Genomic DNA, 17,327 nt, shown 5'->3' on the forward strand with positions numbered 1-17,327 from the left:
CATTAACTAACGCAATGAGAAAAATTTTACCGGCATTTTTATTGATCGTTTTTTTATTTTCTGTAGAGAAAATAACAGCGCAATCCTGCTTTAATGTAAATGCCGGTAATGATACCACCATCTCTTGTTTACAGCCCTGCCTTAATTTAAAAGCAAGAATACCCAATGTAAAAACTACCGAAGATTATAGTGTTGTTCCAATAAATTATGCGCCGTTTCCATATACTTCTCCTTTAGGCAATGAATTAACTTTATTGTACCAGGATGATAAATTTTCGGATATTATTGACCTGCCCTTTACATTTTGCTTTTATGGCCAAACCTACAACAAGATAAGCGTGGGTTCTAACGGTGTGTTTACTTTTGATGTAGAAACCAATGCAGGCCTTGACGAATCTTATGTATTGGACCCTGGCGACAAAATATTTTTCAACGGTGGCACGCCCAATAATATCGGTGTATATTATGCTCCAAAAGCAAGTATATTTTTAGCTTACTATGATATGGACCCGAGAGACCAGATGTCTCCCAGGGAAAGAAAAATTGAATGGCGGCTGGAGGGCAATGCGCCCTGCAGGAAACTGGTTATTTCCTATTATCATGTGGACAATTATCATGGAGAAGTGCCCGGCACCGGAACCTGCATGAAAAATTATTGTACCATGCAGGCAGTACTGTATGAAGGTACAGGTTTGATTGATGTATTTTATGAAGCCAAACCTGCGTGTACTGCTTACCAGGGAGGGTTGTCTATAGCAGGATTGCAAAACTGGGGACAGAATGAAGCGGTGACATTGCCGGGGAAAAATGGCACCGTATGGACCGCAAATAATGAAGGCTACCGGTATGTACCCAATGGTGCAACATCGTTGCTGAGCCGTGTGGAATTATACCGGAACAATGTTCTTCTTTCCACTGTACTGCCTGCCGATATTGTTGATCTTGGCAAGGGAGAATTAGAAGCTACTTTCAATAATATCTGCCAAACGGAAGATAGCATGAGTTATGTGATAAAAGCCTTTTACAAAAAATGCGATAACCCTGCTGCTGAAACTGAAGGCTCTGATACGATGATCGTTTATAAAACGCTCAACCCGATAACCCCTGTCGTTACCAATGCTGCCTGTAATGGTGGAAATGGCACAATTACTGTTACACCTGCTGCGGCTAATTTAGAATACTCTGCCGATGGTGGCGTAACCTGGCAAAACTCCAATGTATTTAACAAGCCGGCCGGCAGTTACTCCATACAGGCCCGAGTAATTGGTTCATTATGCGGCGGCTCTGCTACTGCAACAATTACAGCGCCTGCAGTATTGAGTGCAGTTTCCAATACGCTTGATGCTACCTGCGCAGGAAATGACGGCACTATTTCCATTGTTACCGCTGGTGGCACTCCGGCCTATACTTATTCAATTGATAACGGCCTTACTTACCAGGGCAGCAATATTTTTACTACCGGCCCCGGCAACTACAATAACATCAAAATTAAAGATGCCAACGGCTGCATCGCTAATTCCACTGCAACGGTAATTTTAAACGACCAGATGTTTTTAACACTGGGCAACGATACCACTATTTGTGTTGGCCAATCTGTAACATTGGCGCCACAAACAAATGCAGGAACGGATATTTTTAAATGGACGCCTGCAACCGGTTTAAGTGCTGCGAATATTAAAAATCCTGTTGCCACACCTGTTGACACCACTCATTATATACTGGATGCAACCTGGGGAGTTTGCAACCGTACCGATGATATCCGGATAAAAATTTTACATAAGCCTGTTGCCTTTGCCGGCAAAGACAGCAGCATTTGTAATAAAACCCCGGCCTTTTTAAATGGCAAGGCAACCAACTTATCTGGCGCTGTAAATTATGCCTGGGCACCGGCTGCTACAGTTACGCCCTCCAACTCAGCCAACGCTATTGCAAGGCCTGATACCACACAACTATACACACTAACGGTAACCGATACCTACGGTTGTAATTTTTCTGTAACGGATGATGTACTGATCATCATGCGGCCACCTGTTCCTGCATTTGCAGGTAACGATACTAACGCTATCTATGGCATACCGCACCAATTATCAGGCAGCGGCGGAAAATATTATTTATGGTCGCCTTCCACACCTTTAAATAATGCTTTTGCACAAAAGCCATTAGCTACCTTATACAATGACACTTATTTTACAGTAACAGTTACTGACGATATCGGCTGTACGAATACTGATGACATTTTAATAAAAGTGTATAAAGGCCCAACTTACTACATCCCCAATGCCTTTTCACCCAATGGCGATGGTATGAATGACGTATTCAGGCCCATACCGGTTGGTATTGCTTTCACCGATTATTTTAATGTATACAACCGCCTGGGCGAAATGGTTTTTCAAAGCAACCAATGGCTTAAAGGATGGGATGGTACTTACAAAGGCAAACAAGCTGCAGCCGGCACGTATGTGTGGCTGATAAAAGGAATGGACAAATACGGCAAAGTGGTGGAAATGAAAGGCACTGTGATACTGGTACGATAATAAAATAAACCGGGGCTTGTACAACTACAAGCCCCGGTTTATTATTTGGGTTCAGCATCTGTATCAGGCCGTATCTCATCGTCCTCTTTTTTATCATATACATATACACTTACCTGCCAGCCGGTAATCATGTACTGCAGTGCCACTTCAATTTTTACATCTTTATACAATTCATCATCATTGCCAATACGAAAAATACTGCCGGCAAATTTTTTCTCTTCTTTCGGTTCATCATAGATGGCTTTTGTAGTAATGGCTTTTGAATTGCCGGGTAAATGCAACGACATATTTTTTACCTGCAAAAAAAGCTCCCGGTATTGTTTTTTTGCAGCAGCAAAATTATCCACCTCGGGTAACACGGCCTTCCAGCTGCGGTTTTTATTCTTTTGCGACCGGTATTGTGTGATAGTACAATTTTCTGAGCCGGGAAAATTTATTGTACTGCTGTAATCACTGCTTTCCACATTTTCCTGTATTAATGTACCGGTAATGTTTTGCAGCCTGTTAGGAAAATCGTTAAGTACGCCTTTCAACGCCTGTTGCACTGCTGTGTTGGGCTTAAATAAAAGCTGTGCTTTTGCGCCACAGCAACAAATACAAAAAATAATAAGGGTAATGGCCTTTGCTCTCATAGTTATTTGGTTTACGTTAAAAAATTGTTGAACGAAAAAAAATCATGTTGTAGTATTCCGGTATTGCAAATGAGCAGGCTTTAACAGCACTTTATCTTTCCACACCTGTGGATTACTTTGCTATTGCAGTTTAAAACAGGGAAAATTATTTTATTGCAGTTTCAGCATCCAGTACTGCAATGGTCTTTTTATAAAACTCAATGGCTTCCTCCGGAGATGCGCCGATACATACAATCCCCATCTTGCCGTATTGCGATAAAGCGCCGATCATATGAAACATTACACCGGTTTGTGCTGCACCATCAAAATGCAATCCATGAAACATGGCAATATCAATCAGGTCCTGTGGTGTGAGGCCTTTATAAGCATCATGCTGTACATTATCAGATGCAAAATAGTAGCGGGGCTGCTTATTGGCTGTTTCAAATAAGCCTGTAGCTTCGTCATAATGGCCATTGGTTAAAAACTGTAACATTAAAAACGGATGGGTGGTACCGCCCTTACGCAGGTTGATCTCAATGGCGTAATGTTTCCATACCTCATTTTCTTTTACAGAAATAAAATCAATACTGAACCTTCCCAGCACGCCATCTTTTTTTAACCCTCCGGCAATTAATTTTCCCAACCTCCCCACCGCTGTTCTGTAGCATTCATCTGCAGGAAAATGTGCCCCCACAAAAACCTGCTCATCTTCACCACTCAATACCTGTTCGTGTGTGGAAATGATATCCACTTCACCCAAAGGGTTTATCCGGCATTGTACAGAAGGGGATCGTTTAACAGTACCCTCTATAAAAGCTTCCACAATACCTCCCATACTGTAAAACTTTTCCAGGTAGTCCTGCACAGAAATATGCGCTGCAACGGGCACAATTTTTTTATACAGGTTATGATGTATCCATTCAAACAGTTCTTTTTTATCAACGTGATCAGGATATTTTATTATAGCATTGCCATCTCCTGAAAAGCCATCATTTAATTTGATCACCGCTTTTTTTATTTGCGGATGCATATCTTTTAGTGCGGCCACTGCATGTACAATATCATCGTAAGTTTTTAATTCTTCTGCCCCCGGTGGCATTGATACACCTGCTTTTAAAAAAGCCCTTCTGCTGCCGCTTTTTGTACCCCAATACAATACAGAGGGATCGCAACCATAAATAGGTATCCCCAATTGCACAGCTAAAGTTCTTTCCAGGCCTGTGGTATTAAAGCAGGCAATATGGGCTACATGGCCATGAGGAATACTTTTTTTGATACGGTCTACCAATCTTGGCCTTTTCAGTATTTTTTCCGTGAGTGAAATTTTAGATGCATCATAACAGCTCAGCAGCGTTAATCTTTCCCTGGCATGATAGCCGGTTATACCGGGCAGCAAATGCAGGTAATAATCAATAATTACAGGATCAATGGGCATACTGCTTACATATACCACGTGTGCACGGGGCATGCGTAATAACATCAATAAACACAGCAACCTTTCTTCGTAGTATAAAGCCCCGGTAATTCTTGTAAGTACCTGTTGATCTAATGTAAGACTGGGAATAACCACAATGGTTTTTGATGCCAGGTTATCAGGAAAAAACAATTCAAATTGATTAGAAAATCCTTTCTGTATTTTTTCAAATTGCTGTAGTTCTTCTGCCGAACCCGGTGCAGGCTGGCACGTAGTGCAATAATTAAATAACAATTGCTCAGGCTGCTGTTGCTGTTGATGATTGAGCATATGTCTGGTATTAATATCACTACAAGATGGTAAAAAAATAAGCACAAAACACTGAGCGTTATCATTACAAATGTGTACTTATATCATTATTTTATATTAGATATTTTTTATCCCTGTACGGGCAATCTTTTAATTCACATGGCGTTAGTAAATTAAAGGAGCCGATCCAAATCCTCACTTTTAAAAAATTGTTACCTTTGCATATGAATTGGACCGATAAAAAGGCTGTACGTGTTGCAATTTTAGACATGAATGAAGGCAAGCCCAACCAGGGCATGCGTTGTATACGTGAAATCCTGAATCAATTTGGTGATGCCAATAACCTGGACCTGGAGTGGGATGAATTTGAAGTACGCCTGCAACAACAAATACCTGATTTAAACTACGACATCTATATTTCAAGTGGTGGCCCCGGCAGTCCTTTGGAAAGTGAAGGCAGCGACTGGGAGAAAGTATATTTTAACTGGCTGAATAATGTGATGGGATGGAATGCTAATGAAGCCAATGTGCAAAAGAAGAAAGTATTTTTCATTTGTCACTCCTACCAGCTGGTTTGCCGCTATTTAAAAATTGCTACGGTTTGCAAAAGAAAAAGCACCGCATTTGGAGTATTCCCCGTACACCTGTTGCCAACCGGCAATGAAGAAACGGTTTTTTCCGGCTTAAGAAATCCTTTTTACTCTGTAGACAGCAGGGATTACCAGGTGATAGAACCCAATCATAACAAGCTGCACCAGATGGGGGCCAGTATTTTAGCCATCGAAAAAGAAAGGCCGCATGTACCATTGGAAAGAGCGATCATGGCAGTGCGTTTTAATGATAATATGATCGGCACACAGTTTCACCCCGAAGCTGACGCTGTAGGTATGAGCATGCACCTGCAAACAGAAGATAAGAAAAAAACGGTGATCGAAAATTACGGGCAACAAAAATGGGAGTCGATGATAGAGCATTTAAACGACCCTGATAAAATCATGTGGACCTACGCTCATATACTTCCTAATTTTTTATACTTAGCTGTAGAAAGTATGCAGCCGGTAGAAATATAAGCTTCCAAGGGGTTACAAGCCCTTACAGCAAATAAGTCAGGTTTTTAAAACCTGACTTATTTGTTTATAGCCCTTCAAATGAATTTTATTCTTTACTTTTATTAACCTGTTCATCTTCAAATTACTTGTATAATGATAAAAGCATTAAGACAGCAGTTCAACAGCAATTTTACCAAAGAAAAATACGAAGCTTACATACAACAAATTGAAAATCTGCATCCCGGTGCATTGGATTTCAGGAATGCGGAAACACCCATTTTTATTCCCAAAGATTTTACAAAAAAAATGCTGGATGCCTGTGAAGATATTATTGATGTGATCGTTGATGAAAAATTTATTGCGCTTACAGAAAGAGGCATACCGGATGATGTAAAAATACCCAATCAAAAAAGCCATTCTCATTTTATAGCTTTTGATTTTGGTATTTGCCAGAACGATAGCGGCCAACTGGAACCCCAGCTGATTGAAATGCAGGGCTTCCCTACCCTGTTTGCCTTCCAGGCTTTTCATAGCGAAATCACGGCTGCTTATGCCAACGTTCCTGCTAACTTTTCTCCATATCTAAATGGATATGATAAAGCCTCCTATTTACAATTGCTTAAAGAAATTGTGGTAGGTGACCTTGCCCCGGAAAATGTGATACTGCTGGAAATTTATCCTGACCAGCAAAAAACAAGAATTGATTTTTATTGTACCGAAGATGTACTGGGTATAAAAACGGTTTGCCTTACCAGGTTAATGGCCGAAGGCAATAAACTTTTTTATGATAACAATGGTGTAAAAACAGAGGTAAAACGAATTTACAACCGCTTAATATTTGATGACCTGCAAAAGCAGGAAGGGCTTGGTGAAGTAATTGACCTCACTAAAGATTATGATGTGGAATGGGTGCCCCATCCCAATTGGTTTTACAGGATAAGTAAATTTACATTGCCTTTTATTCATAATCCGCATGTGCCTGAAACTTATTTTTTAAATGAGTTGAAACAGGTGCCTGCCGATTTGGAAAACTATGTTTTAAAGCCTTTATTTTCTTTTGCAGGTATGGGTGTAGTAATTGATGTTACGCAAAAAGATATTGATGAAGTAAAAGATCCCGAAAACTGGATATTGCAGCGCAAAGTAAAATATGCTGATGTAATTGAAACACCCGACGTTCCTGCCAAAGCAGAGATACGATTATTTTATTTTTGGAAAGATGGCTGGGCAAGGCCAAAGGCAGTGCACAACCTTTCAAGACTAAGCAAAGGAAAGATGATTGGCACCAGGTACAATAAGGATAAGGAATGGGTGGGTGGAGCAGTGGCTTTTTTTGAAAGATAAGTGGTAGAAAACAAAGGTTCAATGCTCAACATTCAATGATCAGTTTTCAATAAAAAATACAGGTATGAAAAATGGTATCGCAAGATTTGAATTCTTTATAGCACAATTGCAAACTTTATTAACTAAAGCTTCCAGGCAAAAAAATCCTGCGCTATGGTTATACCAGAATAATGCCCGTACACCGCTGTTCATGCTGGAAGGCCTGGCAAAAATGTATATTGGTTTGCACAACAAAAAAAAGTTCAGCAAATTAAAAGAACATTTTAAATTGCTGGAAGATGTATTGGGTGCTATTGATTATTACGATGCCTTTGCAAAATCATTTTCTGCCAACAAAAATATCCCTGTTAGCATTGTAAATTATTTGCAGGCGCAAACAAGAGAAAAAATACAAAGCCTGAATGAATTGCTTACCGAAGAAGGATGGTTGGGGGCAGGTGCCACAAGAATTAAAAAGATCCAAAAAAAATTATCAGAAGCTGATTGGCTGAACGAAGAGGACGAGGTAGAGGCCATCAATAAATTTTATGGCACTGCTATTTACGAGATTGTGGAATTTATAAGCAAGGACAAACTACATTTTGATAATGTAGAAGCAGATGTACATGAACTAAGGCGTAAACTAAGGTGGCTGAGTATTTATCCCCAGGCCTGCAGAGGATGTATCCAGTTAAGTAAATCAAAAACATCGCCCAGGCATTTAACCAAATACCTTACCAAAGCAATTACTACTTCTCCTTATAACAAAATGCCCGACTCAGGCGATTGTAAATATTTTTTATTACTCCACCAGGATTATTTTTATGCCCTTAGCTGGATCATTGCCGAACTGGGTAAATTAAAAGACAGTGGCCTGGGTATTATTGCCGTTAAAGAAGCCTTGCAGCAAACCGGTAAAATAAGTGATGCTGATGCTTACAAAAAAGCTTACCTGTTACTGGGCAGTAAACAACCCAAACTACCGCAGATATTGCGTGCTGCTGAAGGCGTATGCAAAACTTACTTTAACGAAAATAACCTGGAACATCTGGTAATTGGCACTGCCGCAGCAAAATAACATACCCCTGCTTTTTAATTATTAAAAAAATTACTGGTATCTGGATAAATTCCTATTTTTGTTTAAATTTTTAGACAAGACTAAATTTATTTTTAAAAATGATTAAAATAATTTTACAGGCATGCCTGTTACTAACTGCAATTACAACCACTGCGCAGGTGGAAAAAATTGATACCGACAGGCCCGACCAGACAGAAAGTGCTTTTACCGTACCTAAAAAATGGGTGCAATTTGAATCTGGTTTTTTAAAAGAAGTTGACAAGGGCCCGGATGACCGTTTTTACAAAGTAAAAGACATACTTTTCCAGCATCCTTCCCTGTTATCAAAATATGGCGTAAGCAAACGTTTGGAATTAAGGCTGATCACTGACTTTGTTACCTATAAATCTACTCAAAACAGCAGTGTTATTGAAACTAAAACCGGCATTGATAATGTGCAATTTGGCGCTAAATTGAACTTCTTTAATGAAAAGGGATTAAGGCCCAAAACCTCGTTAATAGCGCACTACAATTTTGGCGGGTTAAGAACCATATACAAGGATACGAAGGATGGTTTTAATTTCAGGTTTACCATGCAACACACTATTTCAGAAAAAATAGCATTAGGTTATAATCTCGGTATGGAATGGGACCGTTTTGGGGAACCTGGTGCATATTCCTACACTTTTGCACCGGGCTTTAACCTTAGCGAAAAATGGTATGCTTATGTTGAAGCATTTGGCTTTATCCGGAAAAATGAAAAACCCGAAAACAGTATTGACGGGGGGATTGCTTATTATGTAACTGACAATTTTAAGATAGATGCATCCGCAGGATTTGGATTAAATAAAAAAGCCCCGGATTATTATTTTGCTGTTGGTACTTCGTTCCGGTTTAAAACCGGTAGCCAATAACTACTGTACCAATTCGCTTACCAGCTTATCCAGTTTTTTTCCTTCTGCATCAATGGCAACCACATTGCCGTTTTTATCCAATAAAAAATTAGTGGGAATTTGCTCTACCCCATATGTGGCAGCTACTTTACTGTTCCAGCCACCCGTATCATTTACCTGGGTGTATTTTATCTTATCGTGCTTAATGGCTTTTATCCAGTCGTTCTTTTTATTATCTAACGAAACCCCAAAAACTTCAAAGCCCTTATCCTTATATTTATTGTACAACTTTACCACGCCCGGGTTAGCCTGCCGGCAGGGGCCGCACCAGCTGGCCCAGAAATCGATCAGCACCACTTTACCTTTAAAGGAAGATAAATTTACCATACTATCTTTTACATTGGGCAAACTGATCTCCGGCACAGGTGCACCAATTTTGATCTGTGCTTTTGCACCTACAGCCGCTATTGCAATTAGCATTACAAAAAGTACTTTTTTCATTTACAACAGTTTTTTTTCCTGAATAAAGATAATATGAATTGCAAAAACTTTTTCACTTTACTATTTGAATACACAAGGTAGCAACAACTGAAGAATAATCAGCTTTACCCCCTTTATAATGCTGTTAAAAAAAAAGGAACAGCCTTTATGTGGCTGTTCCTTTAAACGTGGACTATATGGCAACTATCTTTATTTTTTAAAGAAATACCTCAACGATACCTCATGAGCACCGTTACCCCCGTTAAAAGTATTTATCGGGTGGTTGTATACATCATAGGCATAACCAATAGTGAATTTATGGTCTATTTTAAGGCCTGCAAAAATGGTATAATCCTGCTTGTAATGTGCACTAACCCCAACATGAATAAGGTCTTTGTGCAACAACATAATTCCTGCTTCATAATCAGCAGGGGCGTTAGGCTGGTAACGTACTTCTACATGCGGTAACAGTACATTTGATTCATCCGTTACTATGCGGTAGCTGGCACTAAAGAAAAAGTGGCGGTATAATTTACCATCAATATTAGTGGACGACTTAACAAAATCCAGTTTGGGTTGTATCAGCTGAAATGCAGCTACACCAATTGACAATTTAGGCGTACGCAGGTAAACACCGGCAGATGCATCGCCTTTAATGGTTGAACCGGAAGATGCCAGTAAAGGATCATTAGGAATGAATTCTGCGATCTTATCTTTATCCACTTTAAATTGTATCACTTCGGCACCTAATCCCATCATCAGCCTTTTTTTATCATCACCATCCAATTTAACACTGTAGGAAACATTGAAATTTCCACCTGTACGGCTGGTAGGCCCTGTTTTATCTGAATATAACACCACACCTACCCCGGTGTTTTTAGAAGGGATATAGGTATCTCCAAAAAGCATTACTGTTTTAGGACTGCCATCAATGCCGGCCCACTGGCTTCTGAATACACCCCCGATAGTGGGTACATCATTGGCACCTACAGCCGCAGGGTTATGAATAAAACTGTTTTCCATATACTGGCTTACTTTAAATATCTGTTGTGCAACTGCATTTACAGATAAGGCAACAGTAAACAATGCTACTGCCACTATTTTTATTTTTACTGAATACATGTGTAATATTTTTAACTGTTAGGAAAATTATCTTAAAATGGTTACGCTTCCTTTCTTATCTACGCCGCTATTATTTACCAGGTCATAATGAACTACAAAATAATAAGTACCATCCGGCAAAGGTTTGCCTTTATATGATCCATCCCAGTCGTTTTTATAATCAAGAGATTCAAATACTTTACTGCCCCAGCGGTTGAACACGCTTGCCACCACTTTTTTAACGCAGTTGCCGTTGGTAACAAACCATTTGTCATTAAACCCATCGCCGTTTGGCGTAAAGGCCTGCATTGGTTTTACACAATCGCTTATTACCGAAACCACCACACTGGAAGATGCCGTACAGCCTTGTGCTGAGGTAACCTTAATTGTATAAGTAGTGGTTGCTGTAGGTGATGCCACAGGGTTTAAAATATTGGCTGCATTAAGGGCAGTTGCAGGCGTCCATAAGTAAGTGCCCTGCGAACCGGTTGCCTGGAGTTGTGTACTTTGTCCCTGGAAAATAATGATATTGCCACCTGCGTTAACAGTAACACCGGGATTAACAGTAACATTAAATGATTTGGAAGCACTACAGCCACTAGCCGATGCCGTTACTGTGTATTGTGTATTGAAAGTTGGAGATAAAACAGGATTGGCTATAGCAGGATTGCTTACACCTGTTGTTGGCGACCATGAAAAACTGGTGCCATTACTTACGGTGTTTGCGCTAAAGGCTGTGGGAGCACAAACAGTAGTATCTGCATGTACAGTAAGTGATGCAGCAGTATTTACCGTAGTGGTAAAAGATTTAGTGGTGATGCAACTACCCGTTGATGCAGTAACAGTGTACAGCGTGTTGGCAGTTGGTGACAGTATAGGATTTGCAATAGCAGGATTATTTACTCCTGTGGTTGGTGACCATGCAAAGCTGGTAGCATTACTAACAGTATTGGCGTTAAATGATGCGCCGGCACAAATAGTTGTATCTGCATGCAAAGTAAGCGTTGGTGGCGCCGGTGCAACCATTACCACAGGGTAAACGGTGGCACATGCACTTGCATCTGTGATGGTGGCCTGGAATGTGCCCACACCAAGGTTATTAGCCGTAACACCGGTTTGTACGGGGTTGGTATTCCATACAATGGTATATGGTGATGCCGAACCTGTAACGGTAAGTGTTGCACTGCCTGCATTGGTACAGGTTACATTGGTTATTGCCGCACTGATATTTTGCGTGTAGTCGATACCGGAAACCCCGAAGAATACTGCATTTGGAAAAGGTGCATTACTACCTCCGGTGGTTACATTGGTAAGGGTAACTTTTTGTAAGGTCTTCTGCCTGTCGGTACAAGACAATGATATTTCTGCATAATACAATCTTGGATTAGTGGGATAAGCATCTGCACCCGAAGCAGGTGTAGCCCTGGTACAGCGGCCAAAGCCCGATAATACCAGGTTAGCGGTATTGTTGAACCAGTCGCCAAGTGTATAGTTGGTTAATGCATTAGTGGTTGATCCGTCTGTAAAAGTAAGCACTGCATTTATCAGGCTCGATCCTTCAGTTGAAAGCGCCAGCAATCTTATTTTGCTGTATTTGGAAGGCGTGCTTAAAGTAAGACTGCCGCTTTGGGTACGTTGCAATAGCAAAACATTGTTACCAGTATAAGGCGCCAACTGGTAGTTGCCTGCAGTAGCATTGGTTATGGTACCATTGTCAGGTAATCCACCGCCGCCAAAAGCATTTAATGTTTTAAAAGTGCTGGTGTACATAACCTTGTTGGAAACAGTGGGTCCATCAATACTGATAGTAGTGGTAGTTAATGAACTGGTGCCGGCTTCGGCTACCACATCATGATTAAAACCTGTAACAGTAATGGGGTTAAATGTTTGGGCGCAAATGATACCGGGAAAAATCAGTAACAATAATTGCATAAAAAGCCTTTTAGGCTTTAAAAGAAAGCGTGAAATAAGCATATAGTTTGGTTTAAAGAAAAAAATATTTTACCAGTGAACTTTAGTTAAAACAAAAACAATTGGCTTAAAAAGGAGATAGGTTTTTATTTAATCATTAAGCAAGGCAATCAGCAGAATGACTGTAAACAGCATTTTGGAGCGCTAATATAGTAATTTTTGGAATACCCTTTCTTTGATAGTAATAAAATACATTAAAAAAGTTAAATGCAGCAATTTTTTAATTTATAAAATTCCATTGTATGCCAAAACGTATCATAAGCCCCTGTGTGGGATAATGCGGCGCTGCAAAATTATTATTGGTAAATCCAAACCCATCGGCAAAGCTTACAGTATTTAAATTTTCTGCACGGATGTACGCAGTAAAAGATTTAATTCTAAAATCGAAAAAGGCACTGATATCGGGCAGGTTTTTCAGTTTCATTGTATCCTGCGGCATAAATTGTCCCATTACAGGTGAATAATTATACCCTTCATAAGGGGTGTAATATCTTATTTCCAAACCTGTACTTAAATTAAGATTTTTATAATACACTCCTTCAAAAGCAAAACGGTTTCTTGTAAAAACCAATGGTACTTTAACCGGCGCACTGCCATCGGTTTGTTGCACCACAGCTTCGGCATACCAGTTTAATTTTTTAGTAAGCTTTATTTTTTTAGAAGCAAACAACTGCAGCAGGTTGATAACTTTTGTGCTTTGTGCTGTATGATAATAATCAGAAAAATAAGCCAGGTTAGTGATCAGGTGATTTTTAAAGCCGAGGTTAACAAACTGGTTGTGGGCTTCTGCTCCAAAAGAAATAATATTTTCTTTTTTGCTGATAGTGGCATTCTTAAAATTAAAAGCGGATAAACTGTTGTAGATAAACGACGGGCTCCTGTTTACGTTAGTAAAAAACAAACGAACATCGCCCAGTTTTTTATTCAGGTACCTGTCAATTGAAGCGTTGGCTTTGTAATCGCCGCTGTTTAATCCATTAAGATAAAATTCTCCTTTTAATAAAACATCCCACAACTTATTTCGTGTTTTATTCCGGTATTCGCCATGAAGAATGATATTGTAATAGCTTTTTGTTTCAATAGCGGTGGCCCTGTAAAATTGTGCTTTAATGTTTTCTATTCTTGCTCCCGCCAGTAAAAACTGCGCCGGATTTTTTGTATCCGGAAACTGCAATAAAGAAAAATCATTGCTGATAACACTCCATTTTTCATGTACAGAAAAAGTATCGAGTAACTGTGTTTTTAAAACCGTATCATACCATGCTTTATAAATAAGTGTATCTGCAGACAGATCCTGGAAAAGGTAATTATAATGGCTGTAGCTGAAAGTATATTGTGCCCTTAGCTTGGGATAAAATAAATATTCTGTTGTGGAATCATTTACCGCAACAGAATCTTTTTTCCCGATATCATAGGTTTGCCTTAAAAAGAAAGTAAGGTCCTTATCAATATTTCCGGTACTTACCGATGCGTTAAAAGGATTAGGCGTGTAATTAAGCGCATTACCCAGATTTACATCTATGGCATATCTTTTCTTTTTGTTGGGATCAGACAAAGACGAGTCGTTGGTGATACCACCATTCTCCGAATTTTTTATAGTATTACCCATCAGCACAAAATAGGCAGCATATCTTTTTCTTTTGCCCTGGTAAGTACTAAACAGCCGGTAACTTTTATGATTGGTATTTTGCGTAATAAAAAATCCCGGTGCACTTATCAGCCGGTAGTCAAAACCAAAATTCCAGTTTTGCCTGGGGTTTTGCGTATGCAGGGCCTTTATCATTTGCTCCTTACCCGATGCCAGTTGATACCCCAGTTGTGTGAAGGGTTTGGTGGTTTTATAAAACTTAGTGTCCTCTAATTTATAACGGTAAATATCAAATGCATGAAAACCTGCATCCCAGCCGGGTTTTAAGTTGGGGGTATAAATTATCGGGTAAGCCGCCGCACCATTATTGCCTAAATATTGCCAGCTGGATGGCACAGAAAAATATTTATCAAAATCATTGATAGAAGAATCCAGCCTGTTGATACGCACAGAGTCGAGAAATTTATAAGAAATACTGATAGAATCTTTTTTATCATCCCTGTGTTCAAATCCCAACGCATTATCTTTTGCAGATTTGCTGGTATCTGTTTTATTCTTGTTATTGGCCCCGGTGGAGCGGCCTGTTTGTGGTAATTGCCTCAGCACATCAGGTTCCTGCGCACTGCAGGCCGCAACCACAAAAAAAGTAACTAAAAGCGTGATAAAATACTTCATGTAATGGCTGTTACAGTTGAGCTATCAGTTCTTTAAAAATATAAGTAAGCTTGGGTTCTGCATCTTTTGCGGCCTGTAACACTTCATCATGTGTAATGGTATTTTCTTCATCTCTTATACCAATATCAGTAATTACACTCATAGCAAATACCGGCAATCCCATATGTACAGCTGCAATTACTTCCTGCACAGTACTCATGCCTACGGCATCACCACCAATAAGTGATAATAATTGATACTCGGCCCGTGTTTCAAAAGTAGGGCCGGTAACACCGCAATACACCCCTTCCCTTAAAGCAATATTTTGTTTTGCCGCAATGGCTTTTACTTTATCTATCAGGTCCTTTTTATATGGCTCACTCATATCGGGAAAACGTGGGCCCAGTTCATCAATATTTTTTCCTACCAAAGGATTAGGCGTAAAAAAACTTACATGATCCTTAATGATCATCAGGTCGCCAACATGCCAGTCTTTTTTTGTACCACCTGCAGCATTACTTACCAGCAAGGTTTCGATACCTAAGAATTTCATTACCCTTATCGGAAAAACAACTGCGCCGGTATCATACCCTTCGTAATAATGAAAACGTCCCGCCATTGCTACCACGTTCTTTCCACCTAAACGGCCAAATAACAGTTTACCGCTATGGCCTTGCACCGTACTTACCGGAAAATGAGGAATGGCGCTGTAAGGGATTTCTTTTTCCACTGCTATTTCACCTGTAAAACTACCCAACCCGCTGCCTAATACTATACCCACAACAGGCTTATTGCTATACTGTTCTTTTATAAAAGCTACTGCTTCATTAATTTTTTGCATCATAAACAAATCCTGGTTTTTTTGTGCGCCAAAGGTAAGGCAAGATATTGTTAAAGGAATGTTCATTAGTAAAGGTTTGTATTTTTCACTGGTGGTTTGCAGGGCAACAATAAATGCCCGGTAAACCACAAAGCAGGCGCTCCTGTGCCACTTATATATTTTACCCCCGCATTTCATTTGCATACTGTAATTTTGGGAGATGAGTAAATCACTCAATATTATCGCCAACTCACTGCGGCTTACGCTGCAGGAATTAAAGGTGAATAAATTAAGGACCGCACTTAGCCTTACCGGTGTTGCCTTTGGTATATTCTGTATTATAGGGGTACTGGCCACAGTAAATAGCCTGGAAAGAAATATTCAAAACGAAGTAAAAAGCCTTGGCAGCAATACTATTTATATTGATAAATGGGAATACGCCGGCGGCGCCGACCGGCCTATCTGGAAATACAGGGCCCGGCCCAATATGAAATTTGAAGAAACGGGAATGATCAGGCAACGGTCGTATTTATTGGAAGATGTTTCTTTATTACTCCGGAGCGGTGGCGCTATTTCTTATAAGAACGACCAGATATCCAATGCCAGTGTATATGGCATTACAGAAGCACAGATGACGGTACAGCCTTTTACTTTTGATGTAGGCCGTTTTTTTTCTACCAGTGAATTCACTTCGGGAAGTAATGTCTGCCTTATTGGTTTTGCCAATGCAGAATCTTTATTTGGCACCACCGAAAGAGCAATAGGCAAACAAATTGAAGTCAGAGGTAAGAAAGCCACCATTGTTGGGGTTATAAAAAAAGAAGGCAAGAATTTTATTGGCTGGGATTATGATAACTGCATCATGCTGCCATATAAATTCTGCAAAGAAATATTTGAAGAAAACTGGAGCAACCCTGTTTTAATCGCCAAAGGCAAAGAAGGTATCCCTCCTGCTGCATTGATAAATGAATTACGCGGTATTATGCGCCAGATAAGAAGGCTTGCGCCTACACAGGAAGATAATTTTTCTTTAAACAGCGTGGAAGCATTCAGTAAAGCTATTTCCGATTCCTTTGTCACCATTAATATTGTTGGTGCTGTAATTGGTGGCATCAGCCTTATTGTAGGCATGTTTGGCATTGCCAATATCATGTTTGTTACCGTAAAAGAACGCACCTCTTTAATTGGTTTAAAAAAAGCCATCGGTGCCAAAAAAGGCAGCATTTTATTTGAATTTTTAATGGAAGCTGCTTTGCTGTGTATCATTGGTGGTGCCATTGGTTTATTCTTTGTGTATATTCTTACTTTAATACTTTCGGGTCCGCTTAAATTTCCGGTATATATTTCTCTGCCCATGCTATTGGGTGCCGTTATCATTTGTATTGTAGTGGGTATTTTAGCCGGTATCATCCCTGCAAGAAGAGCAGCTAAGATGGACCCGGTGGTGGCAATCAGGAGCAAATAAACTCCCCCCGGCCCCTGAAGAGATCAATCCAGTATTTTTTCAAAACTTCTTTTCT

General features: G+C 39.8%; 13 protein-coding genes. 6 read left to right on the forward strand and 7 right to left on the reverse strand.

The genetic code is table 11. The features are described 5' to 3' along the window. Positions 1–14: 14 nt before the first annotated feature. On the forward strand, positions 15–2,534 hold the full coding sequence (locus ACYVM0_RS11665; RefSeq protein WP_460557204.1) for a T9SS type B sorting domain-containing protein: 2,520 nt from the start codon (positions 15–17) through the stop codon (positions 2,532–2,534). Between the two features lie 41 nt (positions 2,535–2,575). On the opposite strand, the gene ACYVM0_RS11670 is transcribed toward ACYVM0_RS11665, so the two are convergent. After that, on the reverse strand, positions 2,576–3,166 hold the full coding sequence (locus tag ACYVM0_RS11670; protein WP_460557206.1) for a hypothetical protein: 591 nt from the start codon (positions 3,164–3,166) through the stop codon (positions 2,576–2,578). Between the two features lie 145 nt (positions 3,167–3,311). Then, positions 3,312–4,892, reverse strand: coding sequence for a peptide ligase PGM1-related protein (locus ACYVM0_RS11675; RefSeq protein ID WP_460557208.1), 1,581 nt, complete (start codon positions 4,890–4,892; stop codon positions 3,312–3,314). A gap of 203 nt (positions 4,893–5,095) precedes the next feature. Here ACYVM0_RS11675 and ACYVM0_RS11680 point away from each other — a divergent pair, with 203 nt between their 5' ends. The 4 genes from ACYVM0_RS11680 (at position 5,096) to ACYVM0_RS11695 (ending at position 9,214) form a co-directional block, all read left to right on the forward strand. Beyond that, positions 5,096–5,941, forward strand: a complete 846-nt coding sequence (locus tag ACYVM0_RS11680) for a type 1 glutamine amidotransferase (RefSeq protein WP_460557210.1) — start codon at positions 5,096–5,098, stop codon at positions 5,939–5,941. A 132-nt stretch (positions 5,942–6,073) separates the two neighbouring features. Beyond that, positions 6,074–7,264, forward strand: a complete 1,191-nt coding sequence (locus tag ACYVM0_RS11685; RefSeq protein ID WP_460557212.1) for a hypothetical protein — start codon at positions 6,074–6,076, stop codon at positions 7,262–7,264. 64 nt (positions 7,265–7,328) lie between these two features. Further along, positions 7,329–8,321 (forward strand): hypothetical protein, encoded by a 993-nt coding sequence (locus ACYVM0_RS11690; RefSeq protein WP_460557214.1) that lies wholly within the window; start codon positions 7,329–7,331, stop codon positions 8,319–8,321. 98 nt (positions 8,322–8,419) lie between these two features. Then, positions 8,420–9,214, forward strand: coding sequence for a transporter (locus ACYVM0_RS11695; RefSeq protein ID WP_460557216.1), 795 nt, complete (start codon positions 8,420–8,422; stop codon positions 9,212–9,214). On the opposite strand, the gene ACYVM0_RS11700 is transcribed toward ACYVM0_RS11695, so the two are convergent. The 5 genes from ACYVM0_RS11700 to ACYVM0_RS11720 form a co-directional block, all read right to left on the reverse strand. Then, positions 9,215–9,694, reverse strand: coding sequence for a TlpA family protein disulfide reductase (locus tag ACYVM0_RS11700; RefSeq protein ID WP_460557218.1), 480 nt, complete (start codon positions 9,692–9,694; stop codon positions 9,215–9,217). A gap of 189 nt (positions 9,695–9,883) precedes the next feature. After that, entirely contained in the window at positions 9,884–10,795 is a 912-nt protein-coding gene (locus ACYVM0_RS11705) for a PorP/SprF family type IX secretion system membrane protein (protein WP_460557220.1), read from the reverse strand. A 27-nt stretch (positions 10,796–10,822) separates the two neighbouring features. Further along, positions 10,823–12,706: a T9SS type B sorting domain-containing protein gene (locus tag ACYVM0_RS11710; protein ID WP_460557222.1), complete on the reverse strand. Its 1,884-nt coding sequence runs from the start codon at positions 12,704–12,706 to the stop codon at positions 10,823–10,825. Between the two features lie 259 nt (positions 12,707–12,965). Beyond that, a complete protein-coding gene (locus ACYVM0_RS11715) occupies positions 12,966–15,008 on the reverse strand; it encodes a putative porin (RefSeq protein ID WP_460557224.1) in 2,043 nt (680 codons plus the stop codon). Positions 15,009–15,018: 10 nt separating this feature from the next. Then, on the reverse strand, positions 15,019–16,011 hold the full coding sequence (locus ACYVM0_RS11720; RefSeq protein ID WP_460557226.1) for a purine-nucleoside phosphorylase: 993 nt from the start codon (positions 16,009–16,011) through the stop codon (positions 15,019–15,021). Between the two features lie 16 nt (positions 16,012–16,027). On the opposite strand from ACYVM0_RS11720, the gene ACYVM0_RS11725 reads away from it, so the two are divergent. Further along, entirely contained in the window at positions 16,028–17,272 is a 1,245-nt protein-coding gene (locus tag ACYVM0_RS11725; protein WP_460557228.1) for an ABC transporter permease, read from the forward strand. Positions 17,273–17,327: the final 55 nt, after the last annotated feature.

The organism is Ferruginibacter profundus, from assembly GCF_054783275.1.